This is a genomic window from Microbacterium sp. zg-Y818, from assembly GCF_030246905.1.
Classification (GTDB): domain Bacteria; phylum Actinomycetota; class Actinomycetes; order Actinomycetales; family Microbacteriaceae; genus Microbacterium.
This window is the reverse complement of sequence record NZ_CP126741.1, coordinates 1,303,601-1,323,206: the sequence shown is the minus strand read 5'-3', so window position 1 is coordinate 1,323,206 and position 19,606 is coordinate 1,303,601. Positions and strand designations below refer to the sequence as shown.

Here is a 19,606-nt window from a genome sequence, read left to right as displayed (position 1 = left end):
CTTGCCCCGTTGAGTCGGGGCGGGGGTCCCGACGGCGTGGCCGCCGTCAGCGCGCGTCGTCTGCGGCCGCCCCGCGCGCGACCGCGGCATCCTCGGCGACCGCGTCGTGATCGATCCTCGCCGCACGTGGACGCAGAGCCTGGCGAGCGGTCCAATACCACCCGAGTGGCACGCTCACCGCGGAGAGCACGGTGTTCACCAGGTAATACAGCGCCCCGCCGCCCAAGTCGCCGCGGATGAGGAGGAAGAGGGCGGTCGCGACGAAGCCCACCACCGCGCCGTAGACGACGAAGCTGACGAGGTGCACAGCGATACGCCGGGATCGACGTAAGGACCAGCCCAGGAGGTACGCGGGAAAGGACCCCATCACGAGGACGACGGCCGATACCGGGACGTAGAACACCGCTGCGACGACGACGTAGCCTTGCAGCACGGCCAGGTACGCGACCGTCGCGAGAACGAGGTACGCGACCCACGCGGCCACAGCCCCTCGCGCGAACTCAGCCGTTGTGAAGGCCATGGGGAATTCCGGCGTCCGCGGGGACGCCTGCGCGGCGATGGCGTTCCGCCCATGCTCCGGGGTGCTGATCACGGGCACGAACGTAGCACGGTCCCGATTCGGCTCGATCGCGCCGCCCCCGCCGAACGAACGGCGGCCCCGAGCCGAAGCCCGGAGCCGCCGTGATGCGTGCCGCGTCAGCGCTGCGAGATGCCGCGGATCGGCGGGGTGTGGAACGTGCCGCCGAAGACGCGCTCCGACGCTCCCTCGCGGTCGAGATACGGCGAGGCGCCGCCGTCGATGAACGGCCACCCGGCGCCGAGGATGAGGCAAAGGTCGATGTCCTCGACCTCGGGCACCACGCCCTCGTCGAGCATGATGCGGATCTCCTGAGCCAGACCGTCCTGCACACGGCGCAGGATGTCGGCCTCGGATGCCGGGGACGACCCCACCGCACCCTTGAGCACCTTCTCGGCCTGCTTGGTCCAGCCCGACACGCGTCCGGACTTGTCCTTCTCGACCACGGCGTCCAGCTGCGCGAGAGCGTGGAAGTTCTCGTTCGCGTAGAAGCGGTCGGGGAAGGCGGCGACCATCGTGTCCTGCACGTGGGCCGCGACCTTCCAGCCGACCAGGTCGATCAACTGGAACGGGGTCATCGGCAGACCGAGCGGACCGAACGCGCGCTCGACCGTCAGCAGCGGGGTGCCCTCGTACACGGCTCGCGCCGCCTCGCCCATGACCTTCGCGAGCAGACGGTTCACCACGAAGCCGGGGGCATCGGCGGTGAGCACCGCGTTCTTGCCCAGCCCCTTGGCGACGACGAACGCCGTCGACAGCGCAGCGTCGGCGGTGTGCGGTGTCTTCACGATCTCGATGAGCGGCATGACCGCCACCGGGTTGAAGAAGTGGAAGCCGACGAGCCGCTCGGGGTGCGCGAGCGTTGAGCCGATCTCCTCGACCGACAGCGATGAGGTGTTCGTCGCCAGGATCGCGTCGTCGGCGATGATCTTCTCGATCTCGCCGAACACCTGCTGTTTGACGCCGACCTCCTCGAACACCGCCTCGATCACGAAGTCGCAGTCCGCGTACTGGCTCTTGTCCGTCGTGCCGGTCACGAGGCCCCGCAGCTTGTTGGCGGTGTCCGCGTCGAGGCGGCCCTTCGCCTCGAGCTTGCCGATCTCCTCGTGGATGTAAGACAGACCCTTGTCCACCCGCGCCTGGTCGAGGTCGGTGATGAGCACCGGCACCTGCAGCTTGCGCACGAACAGCAGGGCGAACTGGCTGGCCATGAGACCGGCGCCGATGACGCCGACCTTGGTGACCTTCTTCGCGAGCTGCTTGTCGGGAGCGCCCACGGGACGCTTCGCCCGCTTCTGCACGAGGTCGAACGCGTACATGGATGCCGCGAACTGGTCGCCGGTGATGAGCTCGGCCAGCGCCTCGTCCTCGCGGGCGAAGCCGTCGGCCTTCGTGCCGCTCTTCGCCTTGTCCAGCAGGTCCAGCGCCACGTACGGCGACTTCGGAACGGTGCCGATCTTCGACTCGAGCATGCCGCGGGCCATCTTGATGGCGACGGGCCACTTGGTGAGACGCTCGATCTTGCCGGGCTCGTGCTTGCGGCTGACCTTCACCGCGCCGCTGAGCACGCCGTCGGCCCACATCAGCGAATCCTCGAGGTAGTTCGAGGCGGGGAAGATCGCGTCCATGATCCCGTAGTCGAACGCCTGCTGCGGCTTGAGCATGCGGTTCTGCTTCAGCGGGTTCGAGATGACGACCTCGAGCGCGTTCTCGATGCCGATCAGGTTCGGCAGCAGGTAGGCGCCGCCCCAGCCGGGGATGATGCCGAGGAACACCTCGGGAAGCGCGATGGCCGCCGCGGATGCATCGACGGTGCGGTAGGTGGAGTTGAGCGCGATCTCGAGTCCGCCGCCGAGCGCGAGCCCGTTGACGAACGCGAACGACGGCACGCCCAGTTCCGACAGGGACCCGAGCACCTTGTGACCGAACTGGGCCACGAGACGCGCGTTGTCCTGGGAACCCAGCTTCGAGATGTCGGACAGGTCGGCACCGGCAGCCAGGATGTACTGCTTGCCGGTGATGCCCACCGCCTGGATCTCGCCGGCGGCCGCGCGGGCCTTGAGGCCCGCGAGGGTCTCGCCGAGCTCGGCAAGGGTCGCCGGGCCCAGCGTGTTGGGCCGGGTGTGGTCGCGCCCGTTGTCGAGCGTGATGAGGGCCAGCACCTTGCCGCTGGGCAGCGTGATGTCACGCACGGGGGAGTGGGTGACCACTTCTCCGTCGGTGGCGTCGGCGGAGAGGATCGGGGAGAAGTCGATGGAGTCGTAGTCGGTCATCGCAGCGTTACTTCCTCTTCTTGCCGTCGAAGTGCGGGTTCTCCCAGATGACCGAGCCGCCCTGGCCGAGGCCCACGCACATGGCCGTCAGGCCGTACCGGACGTCGGGACGCTCCGCGAACTGGGCGGCGAGCTGGATCATCAGGCGCACACCGGAGGCCGCGAGCGGGTGACCCACGGCGATGGCGCCGCCCCAGGGGTTCACGCGCGGGTCGTCGTCGGCGATGCCGAAGTGGTCCAGCAGCGAGATGACCTGGATCGCGAATGCCTCGTTGAGCTCGAACAGGCCGATGTCCGAGATCGTGAGGCCCGCCTTGCGCAGCGCCTTCTCAGTCGAGGGAATCGGGCCGATGCCCATGATCTCCGGCTGCACGCCCGCGAAGGCGTAGGAGACCAGACGCATCTTGGGTGCGAGGCCCAGTTCCTTCACGGCTCCGCCACCGGCCAGCAGCGACATCGTCGCGCCGTCGGTCAGCGGCGACGACGTGCCGGCGGTGACGCGACCGTGCGGGCGGAAGGGCGTCTTCAGGCTCGCGAGGTCTTCCATCGTGGTCTGCGGGCGGCGGCCCTCGTCGGCGGTGGCCAGACCCCAAGCACCCTCGGCATCCTTGATCGCCACCGGCACGAGATCGGGCTGGATCTTGCCGGCGTCGTAGGCGGCCTGCAGCTTCTGCTGGCTGAGCATGCCGTACCGGTCGGAGCGCTCCTTGGTCAGGTGCGGGAAGCGGTCGAAGATGCGCTCGGCCGTGACACCCATGTTGAGGGCACCGGGGTCGACCATCTTCTCCGCGACGAAGCGCGGGTTCGGGTCGGCGTTCGTGCCGATGGGGTGGTGCCCCATGTGCTCGACGCCGCCGGCGAGGGCGATGTCGTACATGCCGACGCCGATCGAGCCTGCCATCGTGGTGACGCTCGTCATCGCGCCGGCGCACATGCGGTCGATGGCGAAACCGGGAACCGTCTGAGGGAGTCCTGCGAGGATCGCCACCGACCTGCCCAGGGTCAGCCCCTGGTCGCCGGTCTGGCTGGTAGCAGCGATCGCGACGTCGTCGATGCGGTCGGCGGGCACTTTCGGGTTGCGCTGCATGAGTCCGATGGTCGCCTTGACGGCGAGGTCATCGGATCGGGTGTTCCAGTACATGCCTTTTTCGCCGGCGCGCCCGAAAGGGGTGCGCATACCGTCGACGAAGAAGACGTCCGAAATCTCGGCCACTCTGCCTCCAAAAATAGGGATTTCCACCAGCCTAGGAATCCCTATGAGGCGGCGAGAATCGGTTGGGCTGAACCTACGAAGCGGTTTCCGGCGCGTCCGACACCGTTTGCACGGAACGCACAAACGCGTCGGTGATCGCCTGTGCAGTTCGTTCAATCTGCCAGGGCCGCGCTCCCTGCGCCGCGAGGGCGGCAGAGACGGATGCCACGTCGATCGGCTCCGGCGGCGTCCAGGCGAGACGGCGCAGGGTGTCGGGGGTGAGGAGGTTCTCCGTCGGCATCCCGAGTTCCTCGGCGATCTTCTCGACGTCCGGCCGCGCGGCCTTGAGCCGGGCGTCGGCCGCAGGGTTGCGGTCCGCCCACGCGCGCGGCGGCGGCAGGCTGTCGCCCGACCCGCGCTCGGGCGGCAGGGACTCGTCGGCGCGACCGGCTTCGATCGCCGCCCACCAGCGGTCCAGCTGCGAGCGGCTCGCGCGTCCGGTGAACTCCTTGACCTTCGACAGCTCCTGCTTGCTCGCAGGGTCCGCCCGCACCGCGGCGACCAGCGCCCGATCGGGCACCAGCCTGCCCGGTGAGACGTCCTGTTCACGCGCGTACTCCTCGCGCGCCGTCCACAGCGCCCGCGCCACGGCGAGGCCTCGGCGGCCACGCACCGTGTGCAGTCCGCTCAGACGGCGCCAAGGCTCCTCACGGGGTGGCTTGGGAGCGCGCTCGAGCACCGCCTGGAACTCCTCGGCGGCCAGCTCCGTCTTGCCCTGCTCGGCCAGCTCTTCTGCGAGCACATCGCGCACGTCGACCAGCAGCAGCACGTCGAGGGCGGCATACTCCAGCCACGCCTGCGGCAGCGGGCGAGTGGACCAGTCCGCGGCCGAGTGGGCTTTGTCGAGCGTGATGCCGAGGGTGTCTTCGACGACGGCTCCGAGGCCCACGCGATCATGCCCGAGCAGCCGGGCCGCCAGCTCGGTGTCGAAGATCGAGGGCGGCTCGAGGCCGATCTCGCGCAGCGACGGGAGGTCTTGGCTCGCCGCGTGCAGCACCCACTCCTCGCCGCCGATGGCCGCTTGCAACGGGGTCATGTCGCCGATGGCGGGCGGGTCGAACAGGTAGACGCCGGCGTCGCGCCGGAAGACCTGCACGAGGTAGGCACGCTGGGAGTAGCGGAAGCCGCTGGCCCGCTCCACGTCGACGGCGACGGGGCCGTGCCCGGCGGCCAGAGCCTGACAGGCCGCCTCGAGCCCCTCGGCATCCTCGATCACGCGGTACTCAACCACGGGGGCTCCGACGCGGTCCGAACACAGCTATCTCCTCCGACCCTGGCGGCAGACCCGCCAACATGCATACCAATTCTGCCCACGCCCGTACGTGGTGCGCGATGTCGCTGGTCGGAGACCACGACGCGCGCAGCTCGATCTGCGCACCGTCGCCCTCGTCGGCGAGCGAGCCGAACCCCTTTGACAACGTCTTCGTCGCCGTGCCGGATTCGGAGTGATACCGGGCTCCGCGGGAATCCAGTGCGTCGACCAGCCATGACCAGGCGACGTCGGCGAGCAGGGGATCGGTGCCGATCTCGGTCTCGAGCGGCGCCTGCGCGAAGCAGACGATGCGCCACGATCCACCCCAGGCGTCGTCACCGGTCGGATCGTGCAGCAGGACGAACCGTCCCGTGCCGTACGGCGAGTCCACGCCGTGCTCCTCGGGCCGCACATCGCCGGCGAGCGCAAGGGCGTCGGGGGCGAGCCCGCTGGGCGCGGGGATCTCACGCACGACGTAGTCGGAGCGGAAGGCGAGGGAGCGCATTCGGTCCGCCGCTTCGGCGAACGTCTGGGGCTCCGCAGGAGGGCGCGGATCATCCACGTCGACAGACTAGAGTGAGCGCACAATGATGGCTTCCAGGCGCGCCGTCACGCCCGGCGCCTCGCTCTCGTCGCGAACCCTCGTCGGCGCCGTCCTCGTCACCCTCGGCACCGCCCTTGGCGGCGTGCTCGGATGGATGGGGCTTCTGTCCGTCAGCATGGCACGTCGTGTGGTCACGCCGGCCGGGCGCACCCCCGACACGACCATCGTGCAGGTCGACCCCGCCGCGCAGACCATCACCCTCTCGCGCACGCCCGACACCGAGCTTCCGGGGCGCTACGGCCTCTTCACCACCGGAACGGCCTCGTACGTCAAATTGGGTTCGGTGCTCTCGGAGGACCGGGCCACCGTCACCCGCAAGCTCCTCACCCATGTTCCCGCGGACGCGACACTCGCACCCGACGCCGCCTTCAGCGGCTGGTACTACAGCGACCCCGGTCAGCTGCACCTGCCCTACACGACGGAGCTGATCGGCGGACCGGTCGGCCCGTGCCCGGCGTGGCTCTTTCCGGCTGAAGCGGCCACCGACACCTGGGTGATCCAGGTGCACGGGCGCGGCACGACGCGCGCCGAGTGCCTGCGCGCGGTCCCGGTGTTCCATGCCGCCGGCATCACCTCGCTGCTGGTGTCGTACCGCAACGACGGCGACGGCCCCCGCAGCAGGTCGGGCACCTACGCCCTCGGCGCGACGGAATGGCGCGACATCGAAGCCGCCCTCGAGTTCGCGCGGCGCCACGGGGCGAAGCGCGTCGTGCTCATGGGATGGTCGATGGGGGGCGCGATCGCGCTGCAGGTCGAGCTGAACTCGCCGCACCGCGATCTCATCGCCGGCATCGTGCTGGACTCGCCGGTGATCGACTGGCGCATCGTGCTCGCCTACCAGGCAGATCTGCTGAAGGTTCCCAGAGTCGTCACGAAGCTGGCGATCACCGCGCTGGGCGCCGGATGGGCTACGCCCGTCACCGGTGCCGGGGCGCCGATCCCGTTCGACCGACTTGACGTCGTCGCGCGGGCGGGGGAACTGCGGCATCCGACCCTCATCCTCCACAGCGACGACGACGGGTTCGTGCCCTCCGACGCCTCCCACGACCTGGTCGTCGCGCGGCCCGACCTCGTCGAGCTCGAAGTCTTCGACGTCGCCCGCCACACCAAGCTGTGGAACTACGACGAGCAGAGGTGGAGCAGCCGCATCACCGGCTGGCTGCGTGCACACCGGCTCGCCTTCGCGGACTCCGCCTCCGAGGCGTGAGCGGGCCCCGCCCGTCGTGCCACGACTAGGATCGACTCACATGACCACCACCGGCACGGGCATCGTGCATCTGAGCGAGCGCCAGCCCCGGGTCACCGGCGACGAGATGGTCGCATCCCTGGTACCCCCGCCGCAGTTCGACGACGCGACGTTCGACACATACCGTGCGGATGACACCTATCCGTCACAGCAGCAGGCGAAGGAGCTCCTCTCCGCGTTCGCGGACGGTGGAGCCCCGGCGGCGCGCGGCGGTTTCTTCCGCCGCGCCAAGAAGGCGCCCGAGCTCAAACCGGGCATGTACCTCGACGGCGGGTTCGGCGTCGGCAAGACCCACCTGCTGGCCGCGATCTACCACGCGCTGCCCGCGCGGCGAAAGTACTTCGGCTCGTTCATCGAGTACACGGCGCTGGTCGGGGCGCTCGGCTACCAGAAGACCGTCGAGCTGTTCCGCGGCGCGGACCTGCTGTGCATCGACGAGTTCGAGCTCGACGACCCGGGCGACACGATGGTGATGACGCGCCTGCTGGGTGAGCTCGTGGCCTCGGGTACCCGTCTGGCGGCCACGTCGAACACTCCGCCCAACGCCCTGGGCGAGGGTCGCTTCGCCGCCCAGGACTTCCTGCGCGAGATCCACGCCATGTCCGAGAGCTTCCAGACACTGCGCATCGACGGCACCGACTACCGTCAGCGCTCTGTAGACGGCCACGCCGTGGTGCTCGATGAGGCGCAGTACCAGCGTGCGCTGGAGGATGCCGCCGCTTCGGGTACCGTGTCGGACGACGAGTTCTCCGCCGTCATCGCACATCTGGCCACGGTTCACCCATCGCGCTACATCCGCCTCATCGAGGGACTGCATGCGGTGGGGCTTCGCGACGTCACCCGTCTCGAGGACCAGTCCGCCGCCCTGCGGTTCGTGGCCTTCGTCGACAGGGCGTACGACGCCGAACTGCCGATCCGGGCCACCGGCGTGGCGCTGGACCAGGTCTTCGGCGACGAGATGCTGGCCGGCGGCTACCGCAAGAAATACCTCCGGGCGATCTCGCGCCTCGTGGCACTCACTCACTCCTGAGCGATTCGGGAGGGCCCTCACGGCGGCGCGAAACGTGATGTTTACCGTGCGCGCCACCGCGTAACCAACGCGAAACACGACCTGCACGCTGGCAGAAACGGCGCCTCGCGAGACTGGGCGTGCACGCCGCGGAAACCCGTACTCACCGCGACGTGACCCCTGTCACCGATCAATGTGAGGTACCACCTATGGACGCACCCGGCAACATCGCCTGGGGGATCATGGCCACCGCGCTCGTGCTATTCATGACGCCCGGTGTCGCCTTCTTCTACGGCGGTCTGGTCAAGGCCAAGAGCGTCGTCAGCATGATGATGATGAGCTTCGGAGCGCTCGGACTCATCAGCGTGCTGTGGATTCTCTACGGCTACAACATGAGCGCAGTCGGCAGCCCGTGGGAGTTCGCGGGCAACCCGTTCAGCGACTTCGCCCTCAGCGGGCTCGCCACCGGTGAGGACGCGAACACCTCGCTCATCGGCGTCGCGTTCGGGGCTACCTTCGCCATCATCACCGTCGCGCTCATCTCCGGTGCCATCGCCGACCGCGCGAAGTTCGGCTCGTGGATGCTGTTCGCCGGGCTGTTCGCGACCATCGTCTACTTCCCGGTGGCCGCATGGGTCTGGGGCGGCGGCTGGATCTTCAACCTCGGCTCGAGCATGGGCTTCGGCACGGAGGTCATCGACTACGCCGGTGGCACCGCGGTGCACATCAACGCCGGTGCGGCGGCCCTCGCCCTCGCCCTGGTGCTCGGCAAGCGCATCGGATTCCAGAAGGGCATCCACAAGCCGCACAACGTGCCGCTGGTGATGCTCGGCGCGGCCATCCTGTGGTTCGGCTGGTTCGGCTTCAACGCCGGCGCGGAGTGGCTCTCTGAGGACATGGGCGGTGTCGGTCTCATCGGCCTCAACACGCTCGGCGCCACCGCCGCAGCCGTGCTCGGCTGGGTGATCGTCGAGAAGCTCAAGGACGGCAAGGCCACCTCGATCGGCGCCGCCTCCGGTGCCGTCGCGGGTCTGGTCGCCATCACCCCGGCCTGCGCCAACCTCACTCCCGGCTGGGCTCTGCTGCTCGGCGTCATCTCCGGTGCCGCCTGCGCCTTGGCGATCGAGCTCAAGTGGAAGCTCGGCTTCGACGACTCGCTCGACGTCGTCGGCATCCACCTCGTCGGTGGCCTCATCGGCACGATCTACCTCGGCTTCTTCGCCACCGAGACCGGCCTGTTCGTCGGCGGCAACGCAGAGCAGCTGATCATCCAGGTGATCGCGGCGCTGGGTGTCATGGTCTACTCCTTCGTCGTCGCCGGCATCCTCGGCTTCGCGATTCAGAAGACCCTCGGATTCCGCATCAAGAACGAGGACGAGATCGCCGGTGTCGACACGGTCGTGCACGGCGAAGAGGGCTACGCCCTCGTCGACTGACCTGGGGACGGCACGAAGGGGCGTCGCGGCATCCACCGCGGCGCCCCTTCTGCGCGCCCGGGGATAGGGTGGCGCGGTGGCTACCCGCTCTCCGCTCAGGCGTCTGCTGTCGCTGTTCCGTCGGCCCAAGACCGCGGCACCGCCCGTGCGCCCCTCCGACCCCCAGGGACGCGGCGGATCGACGGCGACGGTGGAGATCACCCCGCCCGCGGCAGGCGCCCTGCGCCTCGCGTACTCGCCCGACCGCGACGGCCGTCCCGACGGCGGCGAGGTCGTCTGGACCTGGGTGCCCTATGCCGAACGGGACGGCCGCGGCAAGGACCGTCCCGTTCTCGTCATCGGGCGCCAGAGCGTCGACCGGGTGTATGCGCTCAAGCTGACCAGCAGCCATCGAGAGGGCGACGGCAACCTGATGCCGATCGGGACGGGGGAGTGGGACAGCCGGCGTCGCCCGTCGTGGGCCGATCTGGACCAGCTCTACAGCGTGCACGACGCCGGCCTGCGGCGCGAAGGTGCGGCGCTGGACCGCCCTGCCTTCACGCGCGTGGCCGCTGAGCTCAGCCGACGGTATGGCTGGCGGATGCCGGCCTGAGCCTTCCCGGGTCAGCTCACCGCCGAGATGACGCCGGTGACGAGCAGGGCGATGATCGTCGACCAGCCGACGATCGCGACGGCCTGCCACGCGAGGATGCGCACCTTGCCGACACCGACCGCGGCGAGCATGGTGGCGGTGAAGTGCGTCGGCAGCAGCAGCGGGCCCAGCAGGCTGACCCCGGGGACCCCGTAGCGGTCCAGGGCGCGCAGGAACTTCGCGCGGCGGGTCGGGTTGCCGCCGAGGCCCTCGGTCGTCTCGACGTCCGGGGTCTCGCAGGCGAGATCCTGCACCGGCGCTCCACCGCCGATCGCCACCGCTTCGCGCGCCCGCACGCTCTCGCGGCGCCGGGTGACGACGGCCGTGCGCGCACCGGAGCTCAGCAGCACCAGCACCGCGACGCAGAGGAAGTTGCCCACGACGCCGGCAGCGACGGCGACGACGGGGTGGATGCCGCCGACGATGCCGATGGCGGCCGCGCCCTCACCCTCGATGAACGGCACCGCGCCTGCCAGGGCGAGGATGAGAGGCTGCACGAGGTCCGGCACCTGGGCGACGAGGTCCTGGAAGCGGTCGATGAGGGTCATGGTCGTTCTCCTGGGTGTGGGCCGGCCGACCGGGTGACGGTGGCGATGACACCAGTCCACCGCCTCGGCGTCGACGCGGTAAGTGCCGTTCTGTCACCTGTTCGCGGGCAGTTCCCACGCGGCATCCGTGACATCTGTCATGCCCATACAGTGGACGGGTGACCCGCACCGCCACGCCCCCGACCGATGCGGCCGCCCGCGGTGAGCTGCGCCTGACGAGGGGGATCAGAGCCACCTGGTGGTACACCGTCGCGGCGATCGTCTTCTTCGAGCTGATGCTCCTCACCCTGGGCATCTCGATGATCGCCGAGGGGCAGACCACCCCGCTCGCCGTCGGCACGGTCGCCTGCGGCGGCCTGCTGTGGTGCGCGTCGACGGTGGTGCTGTTGACGGACTACCGCGACCGCACCGACACCGGCCCGCTCGCGACGTGGCCCCGAGCGCTCGCGCCGCTGCTCATCGCCGCGGCGTACGGGGCGGTCATCATCGCCCTGACGGGCGTGTGGGCCTTCGCCGCCCTGCCGCTGGCCCAGTCGCTCATGTTCCTGAACTGGCAGGCCGGAGTGCGGCTGCGCGTCGTAGTGGTGGTCAGCGTGGCGCTCGCGGGCCTCTGGGCCATCGACATGCAGCGGGACCTCGAGGACTGGGGGTTCGTCGGCTTCTACCTCGTCTTGCTGCCGGGCATGACGGTGGTGTCACTGTGGTGGTGGGACGTGCTCATCACGCTGGACCGTGTGCGAGCCTCCGAGGCGAGGCTCGCGGCGACCCAGGAGCGGCTGCGGGTGGCCACCGACGTCCACGATCTGCAGGGTCATCACCTGCAGGTGATCGCGCTGCAGCTCGAGCTCGCCGAACGCCTGATGGCCCGCGACCCGCAGGCAGCGCTCGAGCACCTGCAGGCCGCGCGCACGAGCGTCGACGAGGCCCGTCAGGGAACGCGGGACCTCGCGACGAGGTTCCGCGCCGTGCCGCTGCGCGATGAGCTCGCCAACGCCGTGGATCTGCTCCAGGCGGCGGGGATCGCGGCGCAGGCCTCGATCGATCCCGATGCCGACCTCGCGCCGGCAGCGGTGCTCGGACCGGTCATCCGCGAGACGACGACGAACATCCTGCGGCACGGCGGCGGCGGATGGGCGCGCCTCGCGCTGACACGGGCCGGGTCGTCCTGGCGGTACGAGATCACCAACGACAGGGGAGCAGACGTGCCGGGGACGCAGGACGGCGCGGGTCTGGAGGGTCTCGCGCGGCGGGCGGCGGACGCCGGGGGAGTGCTCGATGTGCGCCGCGCACCGCGGGAGTTCGCCGTCAGCATGACCGTGCCCGCCCAGGTCGGGGTTCGGTCGTGATCCGGGTGCTTCTCGCCGACGACGAGGGGATGATCCGGTCGGCGTTGGCGGCGCTGCTGCGCCTGGAGGACGACATCGACGTCGTCGCCGAGTGCACCGACGGCGCCCACGCCCTAGCCGAAGCAGTGCGGCTGAAACCGGACGTGTGCCTGCTCGACCTCGAGATGCCGCACCTGGACGGCGTCGAGGTCGCCGAACGCCTCAGTCGCACCGTTTCCACGCGCTGCGTCATCGTGACACGTCATGCGCGTCCGGGCGTGCTGCGGCGCGCGCTGGCATCCGGTGTCGCCGGCTTTCTCCCGAAGTCCCGCGGCGCGGACGAAGTGGCCGCCGTCATCCGGCGTGTTGCCGCCGGCGCACGATACGTCGACCCCGAGATCGCCGCGGACGCGCTGAGCGACGAGCGCTGCCCGCTCACGGCGCGCGAGCTCGACGTGCTGCGGGCCGGGCGACGTGGGGAGACGACCGGGCAGATCGCCCGCACGCTGTCGCTGGCCCCCGGAACCGTGCGCAACCACGTGTCGGCGGTGCTGACGAAGCTCGCCGTGGGGACCCGCCAGCAGGCGACGCTGGCCGCGGAGGAGCGCGGCTGGCTCTGAGGGCCCGGCATCCGGCTTCTGCCGGAAACGACGAAACCCCCGGGCGAACCGGGGGTCTCTGTGGTGGGCGATACCAGACTCGAACTGATGACCTCTTCCGTGTGAAGGAAGCGCGCTACCAACTGCGCCAATCGCCCGTCGCCCCGAGGGGCCTCAACGAGCATACCGGATGCCACGACCGGCTCCGAACCACGAGGGCCAGACACGCGCGGGGCGCCGCCGGTTTTGCACTCGGCTCGGAGTCGGCTAAAGTCATTCAAGTGCCGGGGAGATCCGGTGCGAAATGCGGATGTAGCGCAGTTGGTAGCGCACAACCTTGCCAAGGTTGGGGTCGCGAGTTCGAGTCTCGTCATCCGCTCGAGTGTACGGAACCTCTCCGGAGGTTCCATGGCACGTGGGGTCAAACCACACGGTGGCGTGGCCGAGCGGCTAGGCACCGGCCTGCAAAGCCGTTTACACGGGTTCGAATCCCGTCGCCACCTCCACTCAGAACTGAACAGCCCTTACGGGCGCGATTGGCGCAGCGGTAGCGCGCTTCCCTGACACGGAAGAGGTCACTGGTTCGATCCCAGTATCGCGCACCACCACAGAACCCCCCGGGAGACCGGGGGGTTCTTGCTTTTCCGCACGCAGGGGTTGCTCAGCGCAGCATGCGCGCCTCGGTGATGCCGGGGATCGCCGGGTCCGTCTTCTCCACCCCATCGAACGCGAAGCCGTTGCGCCGGTAGAACGCGATGGCGCGCGGATTCTGCGTCGCCACCCAGAGCGAGGCGGGCATTGCCCCCAGGGCGGCATCGAGCAGTTCCTGCCCGACACCGGATCCGTGATGCGCGGCGGCGATGTAGATCGCGCACAGTTCACGCTCGCGCGGCGGCGCCTCGTCGGGCTCGCTGCGACCGGGGCCGATCCACGCGAAGCCGATGAGGGCGCCGTCGAGCTCGGCGACGCGCACCGCGTGTTCCGGTCGGGGTTGAGCCAGAAGGTACTCCCACATCCGTCGCCGCCCGTCGGCGAACGCGTCGGTGAAGAAGCCCTCGGGGAGGAGCCGGCTGTACGTTTCCTGCCAGGTCGAGACGTGCAGGGCGGCGAGCGCCCCGGCATCCGCACGGCGAGGTTCACGGACGGTGAAGGACATGCGCCCATCGTGGCATCCCGCCTGCCCTCCCCGTCGGGCGCACCCTGGCGAGCCCCGGACCCCGGGTGTACTGTCCGGGCGATGAGGACCCCTGCCTACGACAAGGTGAGGTTCGCGGGGTACGCGATACCCACCACCCCGGCCGACATCATCGCGTTCGGCGACCAGCGCGGCCGGGGCGCGATGGCGGGCACGTACCGGGCAGCCGATGACCTCCTCACCGACGTGCGCGGCCGCGCGGCGGTGATGAAGGCCGCGGTGGACCTGACCCATGGCGCCCTGCCCGATCTCGGTGACCCTTCCGTGCTGAACGTCTTCGTGGCGCCGGAGTTCTTCTGGCACGGCCCCCTCGGTCCCTACGTATCCACCCCCGGCGGACGCGACCCGGCCGAGATCGTCCTCGAGGTGCTCAGCGAGCAGTTCCCCGCATCGCAGTACCCGCACTTCCTCCTGGTGCTCGGCTCGGTGATCACCGCCGAGGTCGCCGACATCGATGCGGTCCTCGACTCCGTCGACGCGCGCACCCGCACCGACATCGTGCGTCACCTCGGTGAGGCCTGGCGGAGGTCGTCCGGGGTCATGCGCGGTGTGATCTTCGACATGATGGTCGATTTCATCCGAAGCGCCCACGCGTATCCGCTGGTGCAGGTGCGCAACCGCGGCCTGGTGATCAGCTCCACCCCGGTCGACGGCATCGTCTCGGCGCTCGGGGCGGGCGCATTCACGACCCAGAAGCACTATGACTCCAACGAGGACTTCCTCCTCTGGGAGACCGCCGGTAAACCCGCGGTCACCGAGGCCATGGCGGCCTACCCCGGGCTGGATCTTTCCACCGGGGACTTCAAGGCCCACGCCTCCGATCCCCACGCCATCTTCGCGGTACCGGACGACCGCACAGCAGTCAACGTGGCGGTGGAGGTGTGCCTGGACCACGCCGACCGCCGGCTGCGGAAGAGCAGCGCACGCAGTCCCTGGCCTCGGCCCGACGACGGCCTCGACCTGCACCTCGTGCCGTCATGCGGCATGCAGCTGCACGCCCCTGCCGTCGCCGCACGATCCGGGGGCTGGGCCTTCAACTGCGACGGCCAGTACCCGCTGGGCCACCTGGGCACCGAGGGTGTGCGTCGGCAGGGCGTGGTCGCGGGCGTGGAGTGCGTCTATGCCGACTATGTCGACTCGGCAAGCCCGGCGCACGCCGCGCACACCCAGCTGGCGCGGGTGCGCACCGGACCACTTCTCCCCGACGAGAACGTGTCGGGCGCGATGGATGCCACGTTCATGCCTCCGCCGCAGGTGACCGTGGACATCCTCCCGGTGCCGCCCGTCGTCGAGGTCCGCGGATTGTTCGCCGGCGGAGCCGGCGCGGTGCACATCTACGGCAGGACCGAGCCGATGCCGCTGCGAGGGTGAGCTCCGCAGTCCGCGACAGGTCGCGCCGTGCTCCGCCGCCAGGCTGGGTGCGTTGTCGGTTGAGATGGCCTCGTCGCGCTGTCCAGGGCCGCTGGCGATCGCAGCGCAGGTGCCTTCCCTCCGGGCGGCCGGATCACTATCCTGGCGCCAGCTGATGCTGGGGGGCACATGGTCGGTGGGGCGACGATGGCGGTGGGGGCGGCGTCCCCGCCACACTCGGCGAGCCCGGGATTCCGTGCAGACATCCAGGGCCTGCGCGCGGTGGCGGTCGTCATCGTGGTGGTCGATCACGCCTTCCACTGGCCAGCGGGCGGGTTCCTCGGCGTCGACGTGTTCTACGTCATCAGCGGGTTCCTCATCACCGGCCTGCTGCTGCGCGAGCTGGAGACGACGGGGTCGATCTCACTGCGGGGCTTCTATGCGCGCCGCATGAGGCGCATCGTGCCGGCGGCGGTCACTGTGCTCGCCGTCACGGTGGCCGCGGCGTTCGCGCTGTGGTTCCTTCCGCGCGCGGTTCAGACCTTGCTCGACGCGCTCAGTGCGCTGCTGTTCGTCTCGAACTGGCACTTCATCGCCCTCGGGACCGACTACCTGCAATCGACGGGCCTCGTCTCGCCCCTTCAGCACTACTGGTCGCTGTCAGTCGAGGAGCAGTTCTACGCGGTATGGCCACTGGGCATGCTCGCGTTGTTCGGGGTGTTCCGGGGCTCGCGTCGCGCCCTCATCGCGGCGATTGTCGTAGGGATCGCCGTGAGCGCCGCGTGGGCGGCGTACCGCACCCTGACCAACCCGATCGACGCGTACTTCGACTCGCTCGCCCGCGGGTGGGAGCTCCTCGCCGGCGCCCTCATCGCCGTCGCAGGCACCGCTCCAGCCGGCATGAAGCCCCGGGCCCGGACAGTCGCTTCGATCAGCGGTCTGGCGCTCATCGTCGCCGGCGCCGTCTTCGTCTCGGCCGACGCGCCCCTGCCGTTTCCCGCGGTCCTGCCCGCCGTCCTGGGTGCCGCGCTCGTGATCTGGGCCGCGGCGCCGAGCGGACGGCGCAGCGTGCTGGGCAACCCCGTCGCACAGTGGCTCGGCGATGTCTCGTACAGCCTGTACCTCTGGCACTTCCCGGTGCTGATCTTCGCCTGGTCGATCTGGGGAGAGGCCCCTGTCGTCGCGGTGCTGTGCGTCCCGGTCATGCTCCTGCTGTCGGAGCTCACACGACGCTACGTCGAGAAGCCGGCGCTGCGAAGCCGCTTCCTTTCCGGGTCGGCGCGTGCACGCAACGTCCGACCCTTCCAAGTGCGCGATGTCGCGGTGGGAATCGCCGTCTTCGCCACGATCGCCGTTCTTTCCGTCGGAGCGCTGCGCGGCCCCGCGATGACGACGACCGCCGGCGCGCTCGCCGACGGTCTCCGGATCGCCCACCTCTCGTCCGACGCCGGTGCCGTCGACACCGCCGCGCGCCGGATGGCGATCGAAGACGCATTGTCTGCGGCGGAGTGGCCAGACGGCATCCGAGCGCAGCTGGACGTGCTCTACCCGTCGCAGCAGACGGTGGCGATGCAGCAGCACGATCCGGGATGCCTCAACGACGTGTTCGAACGGAGTGCTACCAGGGTGTGCCGCGGCGCCTCGGAGCTGATGCTGGTCGGCGACTCCGTCGCACTGTCGTGGCTGCCTACCGTGGAAGCCGCCTATGGCGAGCGAGCAACCGCGGTGGGCTTCGCCAACTGCCCCCTCATCGATGTGAGCGTCGCCGACAGGCGCAACACCCCGGGGCACCGCGACGCCTGCGACGCTCGCCGCGATGAGATGCTCGACCTCGTCGCGGCAGGCCACCCCGAGGTCGTGTTCACCTCTTCGTCGGAGGGCGCTCTGGGCAACACGGGTCTGCCCCTCGCCGAGGCCGCGGAGGCATGGGAGGCGGGCGCGCGACGGACCTTCGAGCGCCTGCGCAGCGTGCCCTCGGTGCTGGTTCTGAGCAACCCGCCGCTCACGGCGGATCCGGCAGGCTGCGCCACGCGCATGACGTCGCCCGAGGAGTGCACCAGTGCGGTCTCCGATGTCTACGCGGCGAAGCTGGCCGCAGAGGTCCGCGCGGCCGCCGATTACCCGAACGTCACCGTGGTCGACACGCAGGAGTGGTTCTGCGCCCAGGACCGCTGCCCGGTCTTCGTAGACGGTTTCGTCGTCCGCACGGACGGCATCCACCTCACCGACGCAGCCGCGATCGAGGTGGCGGGACTGCTGCCGACGAACGGGCAGACCGACCCGGAAGCCATGCCGGCGGGGGGATAGGCTCACCGCATGGCTCACCTCGTCCTCACCGTCGTCGGCGATGACCGCGCCGGACTCGTCCGCGCGTTGGCTGACATCGTGGCCGCGCACGGCGGCAACTGGGAGCGCAGCGAACTGGCCGAGCTCGCCGGCGCCTTCGCCGGCGTCGTCATGGTCAGCGTTCCCGACGCCCAGGAGATGGCGCTCACCTCGGCCCTGCGGGGTCTCGACGGTCTGTTGCGCGTCACGGCACACGCCCCCGTGGATGCCGCAGCATCGTCGGCCGACAGTGGCAGTCGGGTCACCTTCAGCGTGCTGGGCAACGACCGCCCCGGCATCGTCCGCGACGTCACCGCGACGCTCGCCGCGCTCGGCCTCAGCATCGACATGTTCACCAGCGCCACCCTCGATGCGCCGATGGCAGGTGGCACGCTGTTCGAGGCGACCGTCGACGCGCGCGTCCCGACCGGCGTCGAGGTCGCCACCGTCGTGTCCGCGCTGGAAGAACTCGCCGGCGAGATCCAGGTCGACATCACGGTGGGGGAGCGCTAGCAGATCTCGGGCGCTGCGGGACTTGGCTACGATCAAGGGACCGCAATCCCACGGAGGTAGTGAATGTTCATCCTGTACGCGCTGTACGTGGTGCTGTTTCTTCTCGGCTTCTACCTCTTCGGGTTGTCGTTCGCGATCGACTCCGACCCCAGCGGGTTCATCTTCGCCGCCGGCATCATCGCCGTCTCGCTGGCCCTCGCCTTGATGGTGCACGCGCCCGGCACGGCCCGCCGCCAGGACTCCTGAGCCCCGCTACAGCGCCAGCGGCAGCACCGCGAGCCCGACGATGACCGGCGCCGCCACGGCTCCGCGCAGCATGTAGCGGCGCCATGGCACGTCGATGCCGTCCGCTCGCAGGCGCTCGTGCCAGAGCAGGGTCGCCAGTGACGCCCACGGCGTCACGAGCGGTCCCGCGTTCACACCCACAAGCAGAGCGCCCAGACGCGCGGGGGAGTCGGCGACCGATTCCAGAGCCAGGTACGCGGGCAGGTTGTCGATCGCATTGGCGGCGATGAGCCCAGCACCGGCGACGCGCAGCAGCTCCACGACACCGTCACCCGCCCCCACCACGGGGCGCAGCAGCTCGGCGGCGCCCCAGGACTCCAGCGCGCCGACGGCGAGGAAGAGCCCCGAGGCGAAGACGACCAGCTGCCACGGCAGCAGCCGCAGCCCGAGCGCACGCGGATTGCGCCAGCCGTGGACGATGGCGAGGGCGACCGCCGCGGCCAGAGCGGGCTGCCACGGCGGCAGGCCTGAGATGAGCATCGGCAGGAGCACGACGACGATCACCGATGCGGCGCGCAGCAGCACCGGGTCGGAGACCCGGGGCGCCGGGGACGGCGTGTAGCGCCCTCGCAGGTCGCGCCGGTGCACGACGAGCAGCAGCAGCACCGTCACGACGACCGCCACGAGCGCCGAAGGCCACATGAGCGCCACGAAGTCACCCGGACCACCGGTCCCGATGCGATGCGCGGCGAGCAGGTTGGTGAGGTTCGACACCGGCAGCAAGAGCGAGCCGGTGTTGGCCAGCCACACCGTCGTGAAGGCGAAGGGCAGCGGGGCGAGTCCGTTCGCCCGCGCGACGGCCACCACGACCGGGGTGAGCAGCACCGCCGTCGTATCGAGGGAGAGGAAGGCCGTCACGATGACGGCGAGCCCGACCACGGCGAGCCACAGCACGATCGTGCGTCCGCGAGCGAGGCGTGCGAGCCGCGCCGCCACCACGTCGAACACGCCCGCCGACGCGGCGAGCTCCGCCACGATCGTCACCGCCACGACGAACAGCAGGATGGGCCAGACGCGGTCCGCGACCGCCAGCGCATCGGATACCGGGAGCACGCCGAGCGCGACGGCGGCCCCGCCGAGCAGCAGGAGGACGGCACCGATCACGGCGAGCTTCACGGCATCCATCATCGCGGCCCGCGCACCCCACTAGAATCGTGCCCATGGAACTGAGCCGGACGACCGCTGC

Annotated in this window: 18 protein-coding genes and 4 tRNA genes; 13 read left to right on the top strand and 9 right to left on the bottom strand. The window is 69.9% G+C overall.

Features of this window, described 5'->3' with window-relative positions; genetic code table 11:
- Window positions 1–46: 46 nt before the first annotated feature.
- From QNO21_RS06085 to QNO21_RS06065, 5 genes are all read right to left on the bottom strand, one after another.
- Window positions 47–520 carry a hypothetical protein gene (locus QNO21_RS06085; RefSeq protein WP_257518894.1) on the bottom strand — a complete coding sequence of 158 codons (474 nt, stop codon included), beginning with the start codon at window positions 518–520 and terminating at the stop codon, window positions 47–49.
- Window positions 521–696: 176 nt separating this feature from the next.
- Complete coding sequence (locus tag QNO21_RS06080) at window positions 697–2,850, bottom strand: 3-hydroxyacyl-CoA dehydrogenase NAD-binding domain-containing protein (protein ID WP_257518893.1); 2,154 nt, start codon at window positions 2,848–2,850, stop codon at window positions 697–699.
- 7 nt (window positions 2,851–2,857) lie between these two features.
- The gene (locus QNO21_RS06075; protein WP_257518892.1) at window positions 2,858–4,063 is read right to left on the bottom strand and encodes a thiolase family protein; all 1,206 of its coding nucleotides are present in this window, start codon (window positions 4,061–4,063) and stop codon (window positions 2,858–2,860) included.
- A 73-nt stretch (window positions 4,064–4,136) separates the two neighbouring features.
- The gene (locus tag QNO21_RS06070; RefSeq protein WP_257518891.1) at window positions 4,137–5,333 is read right to left on the bottom strand and encodes a ribonuclease D; all 1,197 of its coding nucleotides are present in this window, start codon (window positions 5,331–5,333) and stop codon (window positions 4,137–4,139) included.
- Complete coding sequence (locus QNO21_RS06065; RefSeq protein WP_257518890.1) at window positions 5,326–5,916, bottom strand: DUF3000 domain-containing protein; 591 nt, start codon at window positions 5,914–5,916, stop codon at window positions 5,326–5,328. Before QNO21_RS06065 ends, QNO21_RS06070 begins: the two co-directional genes overlap by 8 nt.
- A gap of 25 nt (window positions 5,917–5,941) precedes the next feature.
- On the opposite strand from QNO21_RS06065, the gene QNO21_RS06060 reads away from it, so the two are divergent.
- The 4 genes from QNO21_RS06060 to QNO21_RS06045 all read left to right on the top strand — a co-directional run bounded on the left by QNO21_RS06060 (window position 5,942) and on the right by QNO21_RS06045 (window position 10,241).
- Window positions 5,942–7,165 carry an alpha/beta hydrolase family protein gene (locus QNO21_RS06060; RefSeq protein WP_257518889.1) on the top strand — a complete coding sequence of 408 codons (1,224 nt, stop codon included), beginning with the start codon at window positions 5,942–5,944 and terminating at the stop codon, window positions 7,163–7,165.
- A gap of 40 nt (window positions 7,166–7,205) precedes the next feature.
- Window positions 7,206–8,234, top strand: a complete 1,029-nt coding sequence (zapE, locus tag QNO21_RS06055) for a cell division protein ZapE (RefSeq protein WP_257518888.1) — start codon at window positions 7,206–7,208, stop codon at window positions 8,232–8,234.
- A gap of 188 nt (window positions 8,235–8,422) precedes the next feature.
- The gene (locus QNO21_RS06050; protein ID WP_257517236.1) at window positions 8,423–9,649 is read left to right on the top strand and encodes an ammonium transporter; all 1,227 of its coding nucleotides are present in this window, start codon (window positions 8,423–8,425) and stop codon (window positions 9,647–9,649) included.
- 76 nt (window positions 9,650–9,725) lie between these two features.
- Window positions 9,726–10,241, top strand: a complete 516-nt coding sequence (locus QNO21_RS06045) for a type II toxin-antitoxin system PemK/MazF family toxin (protein ID WP_308211334.1) — start codon at window positions 9,726–9,728, stop codon at window positions 10,239–10,241.
- A gap of 11 nt (window positions 10,242–10,252) precedes the next feature.
- Here QNO21_RS06045 and QNO21_RS06040 read toward each other — a convergent pair whose 3' ends face one another.
- Window positions 10,253–10,828: a small multidrug efflux protein gene (locus tag QNO21_RS06040; protein ID WP_257518887.1), complete on the bottom strand. Its 576-nt coding sequence runs from the start codon at window positions 10,826–10,828 to the stop codon at window positions 10,253–10,255.
- A 158-nt stretch (window positions 10,829–10,986) separates the two neighbouring features.
- Between QNO21_RS06040 and QNO21_RS06035 the strand changes: the two genes are divergently transcribed.
- Both QNO21_RS06035 and QNO21_RS06030 read left to right on the top strand, forming a co-directional pair.
- Window positions 10,987–12,174: a sensor histidine kinase gene (locus QNO21_RS06035; protein ID WP_257518886.1), complete on the top strand. Its 1,188-nt coding sequence runs from the start codon at window positions 10,987–10,989 to the stop codon at window positions 12,172–12,174.
- The gene (locus tag QNO21_RS06030; protein ID WP_257518885.1) at window positions 12,171–12,773 is read left to right on the top strand and encodes a response regulator transcription factor; all 603 of its coding nucleotides are present in this window, start codon (window positions 12,171–12,173) and stop codon (window positions 12,771–12,773) included. The genes QNO21_RS06035 and QNO21_RS06030 overlap by 4 nt, the downstream gene beginning before the upstream one ends.
- A gap of 61 nt (window positions 12,774–12,834) precedes the next feature.
- Here the strand turns inward: QNO21_RS06030 and QNO21_RS06025 are convergent.
- A tRNA-Val gene (locus QNO21_RS06025) sits at window positions 12,835–12,910 on the bottom strand.
- A gap of 148 nt (window positions 12,911–13,058) precedes the next feature.
- Here QNO21_RS06025 and QNO21_RS06020 point away from each other — a divergent pair.
- From QNO21_RS06020 to QNO21_RS06010, 3 genes are all read left to right on the top strand, one after another.
- Window positions 13,059–13,131, top strand: a tRNA-Gly gene (locus tag QNO21_RS06020).
- A 53-nt stretch (window positions 13,132–13,184) separates the two neighbouring features.
- Window positions 13,185–13,258, top strand: a tRNA-Cys gene (locus QNO21_RS06015).
- Window positions 13,259–13,282: 24 nt separating this feature from the next.
- Window positions 13,283–13,357, top strand: a tRNA-Val gene (locus QNO21_RS06010).
- 56 nt (window positions 13,358–13,413) lie between these two features.
- Here QNO21_RS06010 and QNO21_RS06005 read toward each other — a convergent pair.
- Entirely contained in the window at window positions 13,414–13,908 is a 495-nt protein-coding gene (locus QNO21_RS06005) for a GNAT family N-acetyltransferase (protein ID WP_257518884.1), read from the bottom strand.
- 81 nt (window positions 13,909–13,989) lie between these two features.
- Here QNO21_RS06005 and QNO21_RS06000 point away from each other — a divergent pair, with 81 nt between their 5' ends.
- The 4 genes from QNO21_RS06000 to QNO21_RS05985 all read left to right on the top strand — a co-directional run bounded on the left by QNO21_RS06000 (window position 13,990) and on the right by QNO21_RS05985 (window position 18,381).
- Complete coding sequence (locus QNO21_RS06000; RefSeq protein WP_257518883.1) at window positions 13,990–15,318, top strand: hypothetical protein; 1,329 nt, start codon at window positions 13,990–13,992, stop codon at window positions 15,316–15,318.
- 192 nt (window positions 15,319–15,510) lie between these two features.
- Entirely contained in the window at window positions 15,511–17,604 is a 2,094-nt protein-coding gene (locus QNO21_RS05995; protein WP_257518882.1) for an acyltransferase family protein, read from the top strand.
- A gap of 9 nt (window positions 17,605–17,613) precedes the next feature.
- A complete protein-coding gene (locus QNO21_RS05990; protein ID WP_257516204.1) occupies window positions 17,614–18,135 on the top strand; it encodes a glycine cleavage system transcriptional repressor in 522 nt (173 codons plus the stop codon).
- A gap of 63 nt (window positions 18,136–18,198) precedes the next feature.
- Window positions 18,199–18,381, top strand: coding sequence for a hypothetical protein (locus QNO21_RS05985; protein ID WP_257518881.1), 183 nt, complete (start codon window positions 18,199–18,201; stop codon window positions 18,379–18,381).
- A 6-nt stretch (window positions 18,382–18,387) separates the two neighbouring features.
- Here the strand turns inward: QNO21_RS05985 and QNO21_RS05980 are convergent, their stop codons facing one another.
- The gene (locus tag QNO21_RS05980) at window positions 18,388–19,545 is read right to left on the bottom strand and encodes an SLC13 family permease (protein WP_257518947.1); all 1,158 of its coding nucleotides are present in this window, start codon (window positions 19,543–19,545) and stop codon (window positions 18,388–18,390) included.
- Between the last annotated feature and the right edge of the window lie 61 nt (window positions 19,546–19,606).